Source organism: Pelotomaculum propionicicum, from assembly GCF_048984525.1.
GTDB lineage: Bacteria > Bacillota > Desulfotomaculia > Desulfotomaculales > Pelotomaculaceae > Syntrophopropionicum > Syntrophopropionicum propionicicum_A.
Genome location: NZ_JBMGJC010000007.1, coordinates 102068 through 119806, shown reverse-complemented (window position 1 = coordinate 119806; position 17739 = coordinate 102068). Strand labels below are relative to the sequence as shown.

The window sequence follows — 17739 nt, the reverse complement described above, 5'->3', positions numbered from 1 at the left end:
AAGCATATCACGATTTCTTGTCCAGTTTCGCCACGAATACCAGGATCTTTGCCACGGCTTCATACAACTGGGGCGGGATCTCGGCCCCGATACCCAGGCCATACAGAGTTTTAGCCAGAGCCTGGTCCTGGTACAGCGGCACACCTGTCTTTTCCGCTATTTCTTTGATGCGCTTTGCCTGCAGGCCTTGGCCGGCGGCGACGACGACCGGCGCGTTGTCACTTCCCGGTTCGTAGCGCAGCGCAGTGGCAAATTCCTTCCTCAGGTCACTCATATTTCTACCTCAAATCTTCCGGTCAAAGAGGTGTTCTTCAAACTTGGGGAGGAGCCCCTCCACCACCGCGCCCAGCTCAGCCCTGGCCTGACTGGTCAAAGACACCTCGCTGAAACCGATTGTCTTCAGCTCTTCCCTTAGAGGAGGAAAATTCTGTCTTAATACTTTATTAGAGCCTTCCTGGTCGGTAAAACATTTTACGGACAGGAAATCGCTGCGGCAGGCCACGCCTACCCAGATCCGGCCAAGGTTTTCGGTAATCAGGCAGATGAAAAATTCTTCCGCTTCCCGGCTGCCTCCTTCAGTTTTTTCCTCGCCCAGCCTGGCAAAAAAACGGGCTTCCTTAAATAAATCCGTGCGCAGCGGCAGAGGTATGAACGGGGGGATTGAGTAAGGCTGCTCGGCCTTTTGCTGCGGCGTTTCTGCCGGCGCGGTCTGCAGCGCCGAGGCCTTTACACCCTCTGCCTCAAGGGTTTCCTTCATTGCGGCCGTTGCGTCGCGTACCTGGGAAACCGCTTCCGTCCTGGTTGCGGGCGCTGAGACGTTGCTGTTTTGATATGTCAGTTCCGATAATAATGATGATATAGCGTTAATGTTCATATTAAAACTATCGTCTTTTCCCAGGAATTTGTAAAGAGGGTAAAATGAATTTTTGCATAAAAGGCAGGTATTTTCCCTGTTAAAAAGAAAATAGTAAAAATTGGCGGTGATAAGTTGGAAATATCTGCAATTTTTACAACGGCTTTTATTGTGGGATTTTCAGGGGCGATGATGCCGGGCCCGCTGCTGACCGTTACCATAGGAGAAAGCGCCCGGCGGGGCTTTAAGGCCGGGCCCTTAATCGTGCTGGGGCACGCGTTCCTTGAGCTGGCCCTGATCCTGGCCCTGGCCGGCGGGCTTTCAGTTTTATTAACCACGCCGCGGGTATCGCAGACCATAGCGGTGCTGGGAGGAGCATTTTTGCTTTATATGGGCGCCGGTATGGCCAGGGATGCAGCCGCAGGCAGGGTCTCACTCAAGATGTCTGATCAAGCCGGTCAGGAGGTCAATCACAGTAACAGCGGAGGGATTAGCCCCGGTACCGGGCATGCCGCCGCGCAAAAGCGCATGCACCCGGTACTGGCCGGCATACTCGTCAGTGTTTCCAATCCGTACTGGACCCTGTGGTGGGCTACGGTCGGCCTTGGTTACATCACTTTGTCCCTGCAAAAGGGGACCCTGGGGCTTACATCTTTTTTTACCGGGCATATTCTGGCCGACCTTGTCTGGTACAGCCTGATTTCGGCGGCTGTGGCCGGCGGCAGGAAATTCCTGAGTGACAGGATATACGGCGGGATTATCACAGCCTGCGGGATATTTCTTATAGGCCTGGGTATTTATTTCCTTTATTACGGTTTATTTACATGATGAATTGCACAAGGGGAATAATACGGGTAAAGAATTGAATTTCACAGGATTAACAGGATTTTTAAGATTAACAGGATTAATTCAAATAAAATATCTTCAATGCAATTTACTATAAATAATTTAAATATTATATTAGACTTTATAAATTAATTTATATAATCTTGTAAATCCTGATAATCCTGTAAATCTTGTGATTAATTTTTAAATATTTATTTTTTTAATATAAATACAGGAGGGAAAAAGTATGTCTGTGGTATTTTGCGGTGTTTGCCCGCACCCCCCTATAGCCGTGCCGGAGGTCGGCGGCTCTGAAGCGTCAGAGGTTTCGGATACCCAGGAAGCGCTCTTGGAACTGGGCAGGCGGATTATAAAGAGCGGCGCCGAAACTGTTGTAATCATATCGCCTCACGCGCCGGTCTTCCGGGACGTGGTTGGCATAAACCTGTCCCCCCAGTTAAAAGGCGACCTGGGATATTTCCAGGCCGGCAATGTCAGGTATTTAGCTGACAACGACCCGGCGCTGGCCCGTGAAATAAGCAGGCAGGCCACGGACCTGGGCATGCCGGCCATTTTGCTGACCGAAGAAGAGGAAAGGCAGTACGGTATAAACCTGCGCCTGGACCACGGGGTGGTTGTGCCGCTGTATTTTCTCCGCAAGGCCAAGCTAGAAACGCCGCTGGTGCATGTGTCAATGGCCCTGGGACAGCCCCGGAAGCTCTACCTCTTTGGCATCGCTGTCCGCAGGGCGGCTGAGAAAATGGGGCGCAGGGTGGCGCTGCTGGCAAGCGGGGACCTTTCCCATGGCCTTACCCAAGACGCGCCCGGGGGCTATTTGCCGAGAGGAAAGGATTTTGACAGTTTGCTGGCCGGGCTGCTGGCCGTGCCTGACGTGGAGGGCATAGTCAAAATGGACCCGGAGTTGGTTGCCCAGGCCGGAGAGTGCGGCTACCACTCCATCGTGATGATGCTCGGCGCCCTGGACGGGTACGATGTGAAAGCCGAGGTCCTTTCATACGAGGGGCCTTTCGGGGTTGGCTACCTGGTGGCCTCTCTAGAACCGGAAGGAGAAAATCCTGAAAAATCCTTGTATCAGAAAATACGTTCCGAGGGGCAGGCTGAAAGGGCCAGGCAGCGGGCTGGGGAGAGCTACCTGGTCAGGCTGGCGCGCAATACCCTGGAGAGCCACGTCAGCGGGTCCCCGCCTCCCGCTCCGGTCGATGTGCCTGAGGAATTTCTGAAGAGCGCGGGAGTGTTTGTTTCCATCAAAAAACACGGGAACCTGCGGGGCTGTATTGGAACAATAGAACCGGTCACATCCAGTATTGCAGAGGAAGTCTCGGCGAACGCCATCAGCGCCGGTATTAACGACCCGCGCTTTCAGCCTGTACGCAAGGATGAGCTGGACAACCTGGATTATTCCGTAGATGTGCTGCAGCCGCCCGAACCTATCTCCAGCCTGCACCAGCTCGACCCCTTCAAGTACGGCGTAATAGTGCGGTCCGGCTGGAGAAGCGGCCTGCTGCTGCCCAACCTGGAGGGAATTGACAGCGCGGAGGAACAGGTCCGGATAGCCCGCCAGAAGGCCGGGATCAGGCCGGAAGATCCGGTAAAGCTGGAAAGGTTTGAAGTAGTAAGATATAAGTAAACAATTTGACAGGATTAACAGGATAAAAACAGATTTACAGGATATTCAAATAATATTTAAATAATAATCTCACATGATTAACAAGATTAGCAGGATTTACAAGATTGAATAATATCAAACTATTGTAATTAAATTGCATTTAAGCAGGATTAGAGGGATTTATAAGATAAATAATTTTAATATTAATTTAGATTTAAATATTATCAATGGGTATTAAAAAAGAGTATTCTAAATTTTAATTTTAATCCTGTTAATCTTTAAAATCTTGTTAATCCTGTGAAAAATATTTTTGGAGGGGTTGCCGGTGCACGAGGCTCTGTATTACAAGAAGAAGGAGAAAAACGCGGTCGCCTGCGCTCTGTGCCCGCATTACTGCAAAATTCAGGAGGGCAAAGCGGGTATCTGCCGTTCCAGGGTAAACCGCGGCGGCGTCCTTTATGCCGCAAACTACGGCAAAGTGACTTCCTACGGGATGGACCCGATTGAAAAAAAACCGCTGTACCATTTTTATCCCGGCTCTTATATCCTTTCGGCAGGCACAGTCGGCTGTAATTTTCAATGCCAGTTCTGCCAGAACTGGTCCATAGCCCACGGCGACCCGCCCACTAACGATATCACCCCGGCGGGCCTGGTGGAGATGGCCATGGACTATGCCGGCATGGGCTACCCGAATATCGGCTTGGCCTATACATACAATGAACCATTTGTGTGGTATGAATTTGTTTTTGAAACAGCCGTGCTGGCTAAAGAAGCCGGCCTGAAAAATGTGCTTGTGACAAACGGCTCGGTCAACGAGGATCCCCTGCGGGAAATCCTCCCTTTCATCGACGCCATGAATATTGACGTCAAGGGCTTTACGGAGGACTATTACAAGAAGTACTGCAAAGGCGGCCTGCAGCCTGTCCTGAAGACCGTGGAAACGGCACGGCGTGAATGCCATGTCGAGCTGACCACCCTGCTCATTCCCGGGTTGAACGACGCAGAGGAGGAGATCGAGCGCCTGGCCGACTGGATTGCTTCCCTGGACCGGGACATTCCCCTGCATTTTTCCCGCTACTTCCCCATGTATAAGATGGACCTGCCGGCAACCCCGCTGGAAAAGCTGGTGCAGGCCAGGGAAATCGCGGCTAAAAAACTTCGCTATGTTTATATCGGAAACGCGCAGATCCCGGGGACTAACGACACTTTTTGTCCCCGGTGCGGTGACGAGGTAATCAGCAGGATCGGTCACTCCGCCCGCGGCGTGGGCCTGTCCGGCAGGAAATGCAGCAATTGCGGCGAGGAAATAAAGTTTGTCGGGAAAATTTATGAATAAACGTGTCAAATAAAGGCTCTCCTTGGGGGGGCCTTAAATTACTTCAATTTTTACTCTGATGAAAAATGCTGCAGGAGAAGCGTCCCCTGCAGCATTTTGCGTATGGGTTTCAACTGCCGTAAAACATTGAGCAGTTGTGTAATTAAATATATAGACAGATTGTAACTCTGTATACAGACAGAAAATCCGGGTTGTGGTACTACTAGGATAAAGCAGAAAATATTACGTTAATTTAGATTTCAGTAAAAACGAAGGGGGGTGCAAAAAAATGTATTCGTTTCTATCTTTCTTACTGGGTGTCATCGCAGTTATCGGGGTAGTCTGGCTGCTGGGATTTTTACGCATGCGGGATATACGGCTAAAGTGGTATGTCTGGGCTTCAATCGCGGTATGGTATCTCTGGACCGTTGCAGGGATTTCCTTTGTGTCTATTAACGCCGCCGGTAAACACGCTAAAGCTGCCAGTACAGGGGCCTTTATCTTTTTTATTGTTACGATCATAGCGGGGGTTTTATTAGCAAGGCTGATAGGAGTCTTAAATCCGTCGAAGGGGCTAAACAACAGTTGAACGTGTGGGGAAGGAGGTAAATAATGCTAACTGACAAACAAAAGGACGAACAGTATACTAAATTCAGGGTTACCAGGCGTAACTTTATTAAAGCAGGGACCGGCCTCGCTACCATGGCCGGGCTGTTCAGCGTAATGAACAAGAATTATGTTGCGGAGGCCGCAACCGGTACAGTTTTAAACAAGGCCGGATTGAACGGAGCCTCGGTTAATCTGCGCGAAGTTAACGACAACTGGCTGGGGACATCCAAAATTGTTGGGCCGATTAAACAAAGAAGTGAGCTGGAGATTGGTTTTTACCAGGCGGCCCAGGGATTTTATGGCGCGGAGGCCAAGAAAGGAGTGGGCACCTTTATTCCCAAACACCCTTTGGGCGGCGCTATCAGCTCCATGCGCAAGTTCTTGGCGACTGAGGACGCCGTGCACGGTGTGCCTTCACCTAACAAGCTTCCCATACCGGATCCGGAGCGGATGTCAAAGCACATTAAAGAAACAGCTTTATTTCTTCATGCGGACGAAGTCGGCATCGGCGTGATGCCCAAATACGCCTTTTACACTCATAACGCGCCCCCGCTGCCGAAAGTTCTGTACGAGGGGACAGCCAAACTGACCGATCTGAAGCCGGTCCCCGAGAGTCATCATTACCCGTATGTAATAGGCATCCTGGTTGATCAGAACCTGACCACCATGCTGGGATCAACGGGATACGACGGCATCAGCGGGTCTATGAGCATGAACGCGTATCTTTTTTCAGGCCTTATCGCCTGCACCCTGGCGGCATATATCCGGAACCTCGGCTATAACGCGAGGGCTCAGCACTGCGCCAATTACCAGATGACCCTTCCCCCCGCGCTTATCGCTGCCGGTTTGGGCGAGATGAGCAGGACCGGCGAGTGCGCCCTGCACCCGCGTTTGGGATTCCGGCATAAGGCTGCGGCTGTAACCACAGACTTGCCGCTATTGCCGGACAAGCCGATCGATTTTGGGCTGGTGGACTTTTGTTCAAAATGCTTGAAGTGCGCGGAAAATTGTCCTGCGGGAGCTATCAGCTTAGACCGCGACCAGAAAGAATTTAACGGTTATTACAAATGGGTAAATGATATGCCCAAGTGCACAGTTTTTCGCACAACGAATAGTGAGGGATCTTCATGTGGTCGCTGCATGAAAGTGTGCCCGTGGAACGACAAGGAACAGTCATGGGTCCACAGCGTTGGGACGTGGGCAGCCTCAAGGAGCGGCACGGCGGCCAAGCTGCTGAAGGATGTCGACGACATGTTCGGGTACGGTACGGAAGTCGTCCAGGAATACCGCTGGTGGCTGGAATGGCCTGAGCTTTACAAATAGAAGGGATTTATTGCGCCAGACCCGAAGTGTTATTTAAAGGGCCGCCCCGCGGCGGCCCTTTGGAACAAGTAAATACTAACGAGACGTCACCATATTCGGAGGTGTAACGGTATGCATAAAAGATCTTCACCAGCACCCTGGATTGAGCCGCCGGCTCATTACAAATGGGGCGAATTGATTAAAAAAAGGGGTAAACCGGCTTTTTATAAAAAAGGCTCGGTTGTTATCAGCGAAGGCGATACTTTAAATTGTATGTATTACGTAAATAAAGGGATGGCCACTTATACCATCGGTTATGAAAGCGGCAGTTCAAGGGCTGTAAGCCTGTTGCTGCCAGGGCGTATTTTTGGAGCGGGGCCTATCTTTTTACAGGAGCCGATATGTTTATCAGTTTTAACCCTGGATGATAGTGAAATCTACTCTTTGTCCATGGATGAAGTAACCAGGGCGATATATGAGGACCCGAATTTAAGTATCGATCTTATCCGTAATTTAACCTATAAAATTAAAATCATTTTATCAGGCTTTACTGTTGTTTCTTTTATGTCACCCGGGGAAAGGCTGTTAAGCTTTTTTAGTTCACTTCTGAAAGAACAAAATGTCACAAAAAGTTATGACTGGTATGCGCTTTCATTGAATCTGACCCAGGAACAAATCGGTGAAATGATTGGTGTCAACAGGGTAACAGTATGCAGGATTATTAATCATTGGAAGAAAAAAGGTATTTACAAAAAGGTCGGCAACCGGGCATACATCCACTCCGACTTATTACTGGCAAAACGGATGAATACTAAAACGGGTTGTTATAGTGGCAAGAATGAAGACTCGCTTATTACTGGAAGAGCATGAGCCGCCTTATGAAAAGAATAGTGATTGTATTTTCGGTGGCACTTTTAATAGCGGCCTGGTTCTACTCAGATAGCAAAACTGAAGCAGAGGTGACGCCATATCTGAAACAGGCAATGCCCCTGGCCGCGAACTTTGATAAAGTCAGCGGCAGCCCTCCGACATTTAAGGCCATTGACACGGACGGCCAGGTTGCCGGCTATGTCGTTTTCGGAGAGGCGAATGGTTACGGTGGGCCTCTAAAAGTGGCTGTCGCCGTGGACCCAAAGGGAAAGATATTAGAAACGATAATAGTTGACAACAAGGAAACACCGGCCTACTTGAGCATGGTAATGCGCCACAAGTTCCTGGAAAAGATTAAAGAAAAGTCTGTGGGATCCGCATTTGAACTGGGAGAGGATTTAGATGGTGTTTCGGGGGCGACTATTTCGTCCGGGGCTATCACGGAGGCAGTCCGCAAAGCCGGCCATGACGTGGGACGCCGTCAGCTTAACCTGAGCATCACAGAAAAGCAGGAAAACTGGCAGATAGGCCTGCCGGAAATAGCAGTGATACTTTTGTATCTTTTTACCATAATATTTGCTTTAGTTTGGAAAAAACCGAACTTCCGGAATTACGTGGTTTGGGCCAGTATCGTCATACTAGGTTTCTGGCTGAACAGGCCAATCTCGTTATCGTATATTTCAGGAGCTTCACTGGGTTACTTCCCTTCATACCACCAGAACCTCTTATGGTATGTGGTTCTTTTCGGCGGTGTGGGAATGGCTGTGTTCTCAGGGCGCAATATCTATTGCGCCTGGCTGTGCCCGTTTTTAGGCGTACAGGAACTGGCCAACCGGATAAGCGGTGTAAGGTGCGGCGCGGCTGGCGCGGAAAACAAATTACGCTCAACGCGCAATATTTTGCTGTGGTTCGGGCTGTTTTTGGTCTTTATTTACCGCAACCCCGCCCTTGGCAGCTATGAACCATTCGGCACGATTTTCGGATTTACTGGTACAGGCCTGGACTGGCTGCTTTTGTCAGCTGTTTTAGTGGCGGCTATTTTTAAGTTCCGTTTCTGGTGCGGCTATTTTTGCCCGGTCGGAGCAGCCCTGGACATTTGCGCTAAAATTAACCGCACTATAAAAAAACTTGTTAATAACGGGCCGAATAAGCTTATAAAAGAAGATGCACATGAGCTAACCAATTAAAAAGAAGGTGCCGGTTTAATATTAAAAAGGTGATAAGATGGCTGAAGAAAAAAACCAAACAGAAACAAATAAACAGTTGGAAAAGAAAAGGGAAGTATATTTTATTTACACTTTCTATGTAATAACATTACTGGGCATAGCGTTAATATTATGGCAAAACTGGAAAGACTTCAGCCTTTAAAAAATGGCTGGCTTTTTATTATACCCGGCTGCAGGGACGCATAGATTATCTTTTTTCTTAAGCCATGTCTTCTTCAGTCCTCATTGCAAGCATACCCCCGGTGAAATCTGGATAGGAGGGCAGGGAGTGAGAAAAGCTTATACTTTCGGACTGGTTCTGCTTTCGCTATTATTGCTGGCGGGCTGTACGGGCAAAGAAGAGCAGAAAGCCCAACAGTCTTCCGCTCTCTTGATGGACACTGTTGTTAATGTTAAGACCTATGATAACAGCCAACCCCAGGCGCCGGAACAAGCTCTGAAATTAGTAAAAAGCCTTGACTCCCGGTTTAGCCGTTACGGTAAAGACAGCGACATATCCCGTGTTAATGCCATGGCTGGAGAAAAACCGGTACAGGTAGACGAATCGACCATAAATCTGATCAGGGAGGCAGTTTACTACGGAGATATAACCAGGGGGGCGCTGGATATTACCATCGGTCCGCTGGTAGACCTCTGGAATATCCCTGATACTGACAACACGGGTATTCCCCGTGCTGAGGAAATAGGTAATAAGCTTAAACTTGTAAACTACCGGCAGATTGTCCTGGACACAGAAAAAAGCGTGGTTTATCTGCCCTATAAAGGATCCAGCCTGGACCTGGGTTCATTGGCAAAGGGATTTGCCAACCGCCGTGTCGCGGAAATGTTACGTGAAAAGGGAGTTCGTTCCGCTCTTATCTCTCTGGGGGGGAATATATATGCAATTGGGAGCAAGCCGGACGGCGAGCCATGGCAGATAGCTATCCAGGATCCTTTTGACCAAAATCAGTTTATAGCTGTTTTTAACATTATAGACCGCGCCGTTGATACCGCGGGTGGTTATTACCGCTTCAAGGAGATCGGCGGAGAAAAGTTTTCCCACATCATTAATCCCTCAACAGGTATACCCGCCGGTGAGATAGCTTCAGTTACGGTTATAACCGACGACCCCTTAAAAGCCGACGCCCTGTCTACCGCTTCATACGTTCTTGGAGAAGAAAAAGGCATGGCCCTATTAGAGTCTGTACAGGGCGTGTCAGGGTTTATAGTCACAAAAAGCGGCAAGGTCGTTACCACGTCAAATTTTATGGACGAAGTGCCAGGCTTTAAACTGAGGGGCGAACGAAAAAATGATTAAGTTTAGCGCTAAAGAGATTTCAGCGTATGGTATTTTAACAGGTTTTGCCCTTACGATGCACTTGGTGGAAAACCTTTTCCTGGTGGGATGGGGGCCACCGGGCGCCAGGCTTGGTTTAGCCAACATTGTAACCCTGATGCTGCTTGTCAGCGCGGGGTTTCGCCCGGCTTTGATCGTTACCGTGCTGCGGGTGATTATGGGTTCCTTTTTCGGAGGAACCTTTCTGGCAATGGGTTTTTGGATGAGTATTTCCGGCGGGATCGGCAGTACGGTCCTTATGGGATTAATTATGCTTTTAAATAAGAAAACTGATGCGCGTTTTGTTGGAATTGCCGGCGCCATAACACATAATCTCTGTCAGCTTGCTGTGGCGTACATGTTTTTCGGCGCCGCAATCCTGTACTATACGCCAAACTTGGTTTTGTTTGCCCTGCCGACCGGGCTTATCACCGGAACTGTGGTCCAAAAATCTAGAACAGCTATTGGTGACTTTATGTACTGGGGTGGCAGTCATGGCCCTTAAGAAAAAACACATCCTGCTCATAGCATTAGTGCTGATACTGGCCTCAGAAGTCACCACCTGGAAATTTGTATACCGGAGTAATTATATAGGTGATGGTCCCTTATTTGTCGAAATTAGAGTTGATGGGGATTTATTTACAAGAGAAAGGCTGTTAATGCAGGAAGAAAGGAAGGAGATAAAAGTCCCGTTAAAATCAGGAGGCAATGCCGTTGTGGTTATAGATCACGGGAGCGTCAACGTGCCGCCGATGCCGAAAGAGCTTTGCCCCCTGGGAATATGCAGTAGAATGGGACCGATATCTAAACCGGGGCGGAGTATCATCTGCATGCCCAACAAGATGATAATCAGTATATTATCTAACGAAAATATACTGTAAGTACTTCTATGCCCGGGAGGTTTGTATCCCGTTTGAGAAATAATCCCTGCTCGAAACATGTTAACCCGTTTTTGCCGCAATGTTTTTTTACTGGTGCAGGACAAAATTGACCGTGTCCCTGGTCTTAATCACGCTGACTTTCTGCTCAGGCTTATGTGAGTCGGTTAAAGCCTCAACCAGGTATATGCCGGGGGGCAGGCTGTTGAAAAAGTACCTGCCGTTGCTGCCGGTGGTCGCGGTAGCTTTTATTTCGCCGCTTTCCATGTCCTTTATATTAATAGTGGCGCCGTTGATTGAATTGTTGCTGCTGAAGTCGATCACCACGCCGTCCAGGACCAGCTGGATGATATATTTTATCTTCAGTTTTAACGTCCCGTTGATAATTATATTGTCAGGACGGAGAGCGTAATTTTTTATAATCAGATCAGTGTCGACCGATAATATATCTTCCCGGCTGATGATGGGGTTCAGGTGAATAAAAGAATTGATTTCAATATCATTCGTAAAAACCTTGGCCGGGTTAAATATATGTTTTTCATCCAACCCGGTTGAAACCATGGCAAAAAGTTTTAACGCGGCCTGTATTCTCAGAATGCCGTTATCCATAAGTTTCAGGTCGATATTTTCAGCCCGCTGGTATACCTGCACATCGGAAACCGGCACGGTTACACCGATGGTGCCGGACCAGTCGATATCCTTTTCAAGCACATCGCTGGAAGGACTCTGATCAGCCATCAAAACCCCCCTCTTTTTTTATGCTGTTTTAGTTTAGCCAAAAAATTAAAATATTACCGCTAAAATAAAAAAGTTAGGAAGGTTATTGTCGGCCGTTTAATCATAATAATGCCGTAATAAAAAAAAGGGCCTGCCGTATTATAACGACAGGCCCTGAATGCGCTTGATTATTTATCTTCAAGTGATTTAATGATCGATTGCCAGTCACAGTGCCGTTCTATGTTTTCCGTAGCGATCTTGATGCCGGTGGCGTCACCGGGGCTGATCCGCCTGGAAATCTCGGATATTTTTTCGATGGCCGTGTATGTGTCATAGTGGACCAGGATAAGGGGCACGCCTTTTTCCGCGGCGCGGGAAATCACCTTCACATCGGGGTAAAGGCCGCCTGTCAGGATCAAGGCTGATGTGCTGGTCTCCAGGGTAGCTAGGGCCATGTCAGCCCTGTCTCCTCCCATGACCACCGCCTTGTTCGCAGAACGGCGCATATACTTAAGGGCGCTTTCCATGGTCATAGCCCCCACGATTACTTCTTCCACCAGCCGGTCCAGCTTGTCTTCTCCTACCAGCAGTTCGCCGCCCAGGGCCTCATAATACTCGGAGACAGTAGGCGAGGCTATTTCAGGCCGCATGGGTATAATGCCGAGGGTGGCGCAGCCCATTTTTTCGAGGATCGGCTTGAAAACCCCTTCCGTTTTGGCGAGCAGCTGCCGCGGGACATTGTTGAAGATATGGCCGGTAACCGCCAGCCCGCCTGCTTTGCAGCAGTTGTTGAAGAAAATCGCCTGGTCCGCGCTCAAATCATTTTCCATTTTGATAACATTCAAAACGGAAGCGTTGAGCTGGGGAGCCAGGGTGATCACGTCAAGCCCGTAGGCGGCGCCCACATAGGGGAAGGTGGCCCCGTCAATTATAATCAGGTCCGCCTCCGCGGAGATCGCCTGGTATGCTTCTTTGATGCTGGCCATTGCCGTCTCCGGGTTCTTCAGCCCCGAAAGGTAGGACGTTCCCGCCGTAAAGGGGGCTATCTGTTTAACGTCTGTCTTCATGTGAAGGGCCTCGTGCATCAGTATGGCATCGTTGTCTTCACCGCCGGCAAGCTTGGGACGGCTCCCCACCGGTTTAAAGTAGGTGGCCTTAATGCCTTCTTTCTTAAGTTTCAGGGCTATGCCCAGGGCAATTGCTGTCTTGCCGCATCCCGCGACACCTGTGATATAAAGATTTTTCATGTTATCACCTCACGAAAGGGTTATTTTAACATCGAGGGCCGCAATTCCGTCCTCATAAGCAAAAACCGGATTGATATCAATCTCAGTTATTTCCGGAAAGTCAGTGGCCAATACGGCCAGGCGCCTGATTGCTTCACTGACGGCTAAAATATCTACGGGGCTGTCTCCCCGATAGCCTTTCATCAGGGAATACGCCTTGGTTTCCGCGATCATTTCGGTAATTTCCGCGCTGGTCAGGCCCTGGGCCAGCCTGAAGGAAACGTCTTTGATCAGGTTGACAAAAATTCCTCCCAGGCCGAAGCCGATTAAGGGCCCGAACTGGACATCCCTGGTCATGCCCACGATCAGCTCAATTCCTTTCGGCACCATCTTTTGAATCTCAATCCCGTATGGCACGACCTTTGGCAAATACCGGTGCACGTTTTCAATTATGTTCACGTACGCGTTTTTAACTTCTTCCGCTGACTGGATCCCGCTTATCACGCCGCCGACATCGGTTTTGTGCATAATTTTCGGGGAGGCTATTTTCAGGACAACCGGGTAGCCCAGCTGGTCCGCTATCTCCGCCGCCTCATCGGGGTTTTGGGACAGTATGGTCGGGGCCGCCGCTATGCCGTAAGCCTCGATAACCTCGGCGGCCTCGCTGCCCAGCAGGGCCAGCCGGTTATCTCTTTTGACATCATAGAAAACTGCCTTAACAGTCTTTAAATCCGGCTTTATGTCTGTTTTCCTGCCTTCAGCGCCCGCTCGCTCTTTCATCTTCCGGTATGAGGTCATCCCTGCGATTACCGCGACAGCGGGCTCCGGCATGGAAAAACAGGGGATGCCGCTGCCGGAAAGGAGGGCCGCCCCTTCCGCGAGGGATTTGCCGCCCATGTAGGCAGACACAACGGTCTTTTCCGGATAGAGCCGGCTGAAGTCAACCAAAGCCCGCGCCGTGTCGAGAGGTTCTGTTACCGCCACGGGACACAGCAGCAGTACAACGCTGTCCACGTTTTCATCTTTAAAGACCTTTTCCAAGGCAAACCTGAAGCGGTCTGCTTTCGCGTCGCCCAAAACATCCACCGGGTTGTATATGCCGGCCTCGGCAGGCAGGTATGAACGCAGTTCCTCAATAGTATCCCTGTCAAAGCGGGCCATCTGCAGGCCGTGCGCCTCAACCTTGTCGGTTGCTATAATGCCCGGCCCGCCTGAGTTGGTGACAATGGCCACCCGGTCTCCTTGCGGCACCGGCTGGTTGACAAACGATATGGCCAGGTCAAAAAGCTCGGACATGCTGGATACCCGCAGGACGCCGCATCTTTTAAAAGCAGTGTTGTAAGCAAGCTCGCTGCCAGCCAGGGCGCCGGTATGGGACGAGGCCGCCAGTGCACCGGACTGGCTTGTGCCTGATTTCAAGATTATGACCGGTTTTTTGCGGGTCGCTTCGCCCACTACTTTTAAAAACTCGGGGCCATGCGACACATCTTCAATATAACAGAGGATTACTTTTGTGTTGGGGTCGTCAGCGGCTTCGGCGATAAAGTCAACCTCGCTCAGGTCGGCCTTATTGCCCAGGCTGTATATTTTGCTGTAGCCGATCCCGGCCGATTGGCTCCAGTCCAGAATGGAGGCGAGGATGGCGCCGCTCTGGGAAATGAAGGCGATTTCTCCTTTGGGTGGGAATCCTTTTAAAAAAGTGGCGTTAATGGGAGTATGGGTATCAATAAAACCGACCACGTTCGGACCCAGCACGCGCATGCCGTATTGGCTGCAGACCGCCATGAATTCTTTTTCAAGCTCGGCGCCGGAGCGGCCGATCTCTTTAAACCCGGCCGTAATGACCACCAGGTTTTTAATGCCTTTTTTGCCGCACTCCTCTGCCGTTTCCATGGCTTTGCGGGCGGGGATGCAGAAGATGGCCATTTCTACGTCTCCCGGCACGTCTGACAGGGAGGCATAACACGGGAGCCCTGATATTTCTTTTTCTTTGGGGTTGATTGGGTAGATTTTTCCCTTGTAGCCGCTCTTAATCAGGTTTATAACAATTGCGTTGCCGATTTTTCCGGGTGTGTTGGAGGCGCCGATAACAGCGAGGGATTTTGGGTTTGTAAAACTGTTTACAGCATCCATTAAATAAGTTTCACCTCTTGCAGATTCCTTATGTCACGGTGTTTATGAAACTGATTAATTACTTCGGATATAAAGCCAAAATTCCTGCAGTTTTTTTTAATTTATAAAGCTCCATGCCGCCTGCCCCGGGCTGATTTGGGTTAAAGGTTTTAGTCCCGGCCACCGATAGAATTCATAATATAAGATAAATCACTTTTAAAGCAGATTTTTTTAGCTATGGATTTACGTTATTAAAAGGATTTAACTCCAAACAGGTAGAAGTTTCCCAAAAAATCCTGGAGGGCGCCATATGTTTCCTTACCGCATAGTATCGGTAACACCTGAGCTGCCGGAACTTATCAACCGGCTGAGAGACATTGCTTATGATTTCTGGTTCAGCTGGAACCCGGCCGGCATCGAGTTCTTCAGGTCAATCAACCCTGAACTCTGGCGGGAAGTCGAGCACAACCCGGTAAAATTTCTTATGCGTGTCCGGAAGGAAGACCTGGAGAGAGCGGCACAGGATGAGGATTACCTTGCTCTTTACAAGCGGGTTTTTGATCTCTATGACCGTTATATGAGCCAGGAAACCTGGTTTGCTAAAAAATATCCTGAGCATAAAGGGGACCTTATAGCTTACTTTTCCGCCGAGTTCGGCCTGCATGAATCACACCCCATTTACTCCGGGGGCCTGGGCCTGCTGGCAGGTGACCACTGCAAGTCAGCCAGCGACCTGGGGCTTCCGTTTATTGGCGTCGGCCTGCTCTATAAACAGGGCTATTTTCACCAGCGGATAAACAGCGCGGGGAAGCAGGAGGCCGAGTACCCGCACCTCAATTTTTATGAACTGCCGATAACGCCTGTGAACAACTCCGACGGCAGCCAGCTGGACGTGACGGTGGAACTGGACGGGAGGACAGTATTTGTCCAGGTCTGGAAGGTAAAAGTGGGGAGGATTACTGTCTACCTGCTTGACACGGATACATCCAAGAACGCGCCACAGGACCGCAACCTGACCGGGCAGTTGTACGGCGGCGACAGGGAGTACCGCCTTTCCCAGGAAATAGTGCTGGGTGTGGGGGGAGTAAGGGCTCTAAGGGCGATGAAGATAAACCCGGGCGCCTGGCACATCAACGAGGGGCACGCCGCCTTTTTGATTATTGAGCGGATCAGGGAGCTGATGCGCTACATGGTTTCTTTTGAAACGGCCAGGGAGGTTGTACGCGCCTCAACCATTTTTACCACTCATACTCCCGTACCGGCCGGGCACGACCTGTTCACCGAAGAATTAATCATAAAGTATTTTAACCAGATAGTCAGCGAAATGGGCATTAACATTAAGTCGCTGGAAGACCTGGCCTGGGACGTGGACCGAAACAGCTTCAACATGACCCTGCTGGCGCTCCGCCACGCTTTTCTTGCCAACGGCGTCAGCCGGCTGCACGGAAAGGTTAGCAGAAGGATGTTCCAGTCCGAGTACAGCAGCCTCCACCCTGAGGAGATACCGGTTACCTCTGTCACCAACGGCGTCCATGTGGAGACCTGGCTGGCCGTTGAACTGAAGGAACTACTCGCCCGCTATATTGGTAAAAAGTGGTTTGAGCGTATCGCCGAGGGTGAAATGTGGGAGAAAGTGGACCAAATACCTGATCAGGAACTGTGGAGAGTGCACCGGCAGCTGAAGGAAAAGATGATCTCCTTTGCCCGGCTGAACCTGAAGCAGCAGCGCAGGCGAAACCGCGAGCCGGTCCAGAACATACTTGAAATAGACGAATACCTGGACCCTGATATCCTTACCATCGGTTTTGCCCGCCGCTTTGCCACCTACAAGAGGGCGGCCCTCCTTTTTCGCACCCCGGAGAGGCTGGAACGCCTGCTGAATAACAACGAGCGCCCGGTGCGGTTTGTTTTTGCGGGAAAAGCACACCCGGCCGACACACTGGGGCAGGAATTAATTAAAAAAATATATGATTATTCGCATAAGCCGGGGTTCAGGGGCAGGATAGTGCTGCTGGAGAACTACGACATCCACCTGGCCCGCCACCTGGTGCACGGGGTGGATGTATGGCTCAACACGCCGCGCCGGCCGATGGAAGCCAGCGGCACCAGCGGCCTGAAAGCATCTTTGAATGGATTGATTAATGTAAGCACCCTGGACGGGTGGTGGCCGGAAGCGTATGACGGCAAAAACGGCTTCGTTGTCGGTTCCGACAGCACTTACCTTAATGAAGAGGTCCAGGACCAGGACGATTGTTTTTCCCTCTACAGCGTACTGGAGGATAAAGTCATACCGATGTATTACCGCAGGGAAGACGGTTTCTCACCGGAGTGGGTGCGCATGATGAAAGAAACGATAAAGACCATCGCCCCGGTTTTTAATACCGGGCGGATGGTGGCGGAATACACCGACCGCTTTTACATACCGGCGATCAACAGGGGTAAAATGTTTGCCGCCAATGATAATTACCTGGGCAACCACGCCGGCAACTTCAAAAAGCTAATCCTTGATTACTGGGACCAGGTGTCTTTCGTTTCGGTTGAATCAAGCGGCAGGACTAAAATGCTCGCCGGCGAGGAGATAAAGATAACAGCTGTGGTCAACCTGGGCTTGATCTACACCAGGAGCGTCATCCTGGAGATTGTTTACGGCGAGGCAGTGGAAGGCGAGCTGAGAAATATTAATGTTGTGCCGATGGCCCTGGAAGGGGAAATTGCAGAAAACATCTACCGTTACAACGGCAGCCTGACCCTGCCCCAGGGTTCCTACGGGTACACAGTGCGCGTGAGGCCGGACAGCAGGGACTTCCCCCATACCGAGCTGCCCCTGGTCACCTGGGCCCCCGTCTTCTAAAAACGTGTCAAGG

Annotated in this window: 17 protein-coding genes; 12 read left to right on the top strand and 5 right to left on the bottom strand. The window is 50.2% G+C overall.

Annotation, left to right across the window (positions count from 1 at the left end):
- Positions 1-7: 7 nt before the first annotated feature.
- On the bottom strand, positions 8-274 hold the full coding sequence (locus ACOBQJ_RS09360) for an EscU/YscU/HrcU family type III secretion system export apparatus switch protein (protein ID WP_421071491.1): 267 nt from the start codon (positions 272-274) through the stop codon (positions 8-10).
- Between the two features lie 9 nt (positions 275-283).
- On the bottom strand, positions 284-874 hold the full coding sequence (locus ACOBQJ_RS09355) for a flagellar hook-length control protein FliK (protein ID WP_421071490.1): 591 nt from the start codon (positions 872-874) through the stop codon (positions 284-286).
- Between the two features lie 114 nt (positions 875-988).
- Between ACOBQJ_RS09355 and ACOBQJ_RS09350 the strand changes: the two genes are divergently transcribed.
- From ACOBQJ_RS09350 to ACOBQJ_RS09300, 11 genes are all read left to right on the top strand, one after another.
- On the top strand, positions 989-1681 hold the full coding sequence (locus tag ACOBQJ_RS09350) for a LysE family transporter (protein WP_421071489.1): 693 nt from the start codon (positions 989-991) through the stop codon (positions 1679-1681).
- Positions 1682-1925: 244 nt separating this feature from the next.
- Positions 1926-3326, top strand: a complete 1401-nt coding sequence (gene amrA / locus ACOBQJ_RS09345; protein WP_421071488.1) for an AmmeMemoRadiSam system protein A — start codon at positions 1926-1928, stop codon at positions 3324-3326.
- Positions 3327-3630: 304 nt separating this feature from the next.
- Positions 3631-4641 (top strand): AmmeMemoRadiSam system radical SAM enzyme, encoded by a 1011-nt coding sequence (amrS, locus tag ACOBQJ_RS09340; RefSeq protein WP_421071487.1) that lies wholly within the window; start codon positions 3631-3633, stop codon positions 4639-4641.
- 268 nt (positions 4642-4909) lie between these two features.
- A complete protein-coding gene (locus ACOBQJ_RS09335) occupies positions 4910-5209 on the top strand; it encodes a hypothetical protein (protein ID WP_421071486.1) in 300 nt (99 codons plus the stop codon).
- Positions 5210-5232: 23 nt separating this feature from the next.
- Entirely contained in the window at positions 5233-6552 is a 1320-nt protein-coding gene (locus ACOBQJ_RS09330; protein WP_421071485.1) for a reductive dehalogenase, read from the top strand.
- Positions 6553-6663: 111 nt separating this feature from the next.
- Positions 6664-7401, top strand: coding sequence for a Crp/Fnr family transcriptional regulator (locus tag ACOBQJ_RS09325; protein WP_421071484.1), 738 nt, complete (start codon positions 6664-6666; stop codon positions 7399-7401).
- An 8-nt stretch (positions 7402-7409) separates the two neighbouring features.
- Positions 7410-8588: an FMN-binding protein gene (locus ACOBQJ_RS09320; protein ID WP_421071483.1), complete on the top strand. Its 1179-nt coding sequence runs from the start codon at positions 7410-7412 to the stop codon at positions 8586-8588.
- Between the two features lie 37 nt (positions 8589-8625).
- A complete protein-coding gene (locus ACOBQJ_RS09315) occupies positions 8626-8769 on the top strand; it encodes a hypothetical protein (RefSeq protein WP_421071482.1) in 144 nt (47 codons plus the stop codon).
- Positions 8770-8895: 126 nt separating this feature from the next.
- On the top strand, positions 8896-9924 hold the full coding sequence (locus ACOBQJ_RS09310; RefSeq protein ID WP_421071481.1) for an FAD:protein FMN transferase: 1029 nt from the start codon (positions 8896-8898) through the stop codon (positions 9922-9924).
- Positions 9917-10447 (top strand): Gx transporter family protein, encoded by a 531-nt coding sequence (locus ACOBQJ_RS09305; protein WP_421071480.1) that lies wholly within the window; start codon positions 9917-9919, stop codon positions 10445-10447. The genes ACOBQJ_RS09310 and ACOBQJ_RS09305 overlap by 8 nt, the downstream gene beginning before the upstream one ends.
- Entirely contained in the window at positions 10437-10823 is a 387-nt protein-coding gene (locus ACOBQJ_RS09300) for a NusG domain II-containing protein (RefSeq protein WP_421071479.1), read from the top strand. The genes ACOBQJ_RS09305 and ACOBQJ_RS09300 overlap by 11 nt, the downstream gene beginning before the upstream one ends.
- A gap of 87 nt (positions 10824-10910) precedes the next feature.
- On the opposite strand, the gene ACOBQJ_RS09295 is transcribed toward ACOBQJ_RS09300, so the two are convergent.
- The 3 genes from ACOBQJ_RS09295 to acs form a co-directional block, all read right to left on the bottom strand.
- Entirely contained in the window at positions 10911-11558 is a 648-nt protein-coding gene (locus ACOBQJ_RS09295) for a carboxypeptidase regulatory-like domain-containing protein (protein ID WP_421071478.1), read from the bottom strand.
- A gap of 167 nt (positions 11559-11725) precedes the next feature.
- Complete coding sequence (locus tag ACOBQJ_RS09290) at positions 11726-12784, bottom strand: phosphotransacetylase family protein (RefSeq protein ID WP_421071477.1); 1059 nt, start codon at positions 12782-12784, stop codon at positions 11726-11728.
- A 9-nt stretch (positions 12785-12793) separates the two neighbouring features.
- Positions 12794-14896, bottom strand: a complete 2103-nt coding sequence (gene acs, locus ACOBQJ_RS09285; RefSeq protein ID WP_421071476.1) for an acetate--CoA ligase alpha subunit — start codon at positions 14894-14896, stop codon at positions 12794-12796.
- A 289-nt stretch (positions 14897-15185) separates the two neighbouring features.
- Between acs and glgP the strand changes: the two genes are divergently transcribed.
- Positions 15186-17726, top strand: coding sequence for an alpha-glucan family phosphorylase (glgP, locus tag ACOBQJ_RS09280; protein WP_421071475.1), 2541 nt, complete (start codon positions 15186-15188; stop codon positions 17724-17726).
- The last annotated feature ends 13 nt before the right edge of the window (positions 17727-17739 follow it).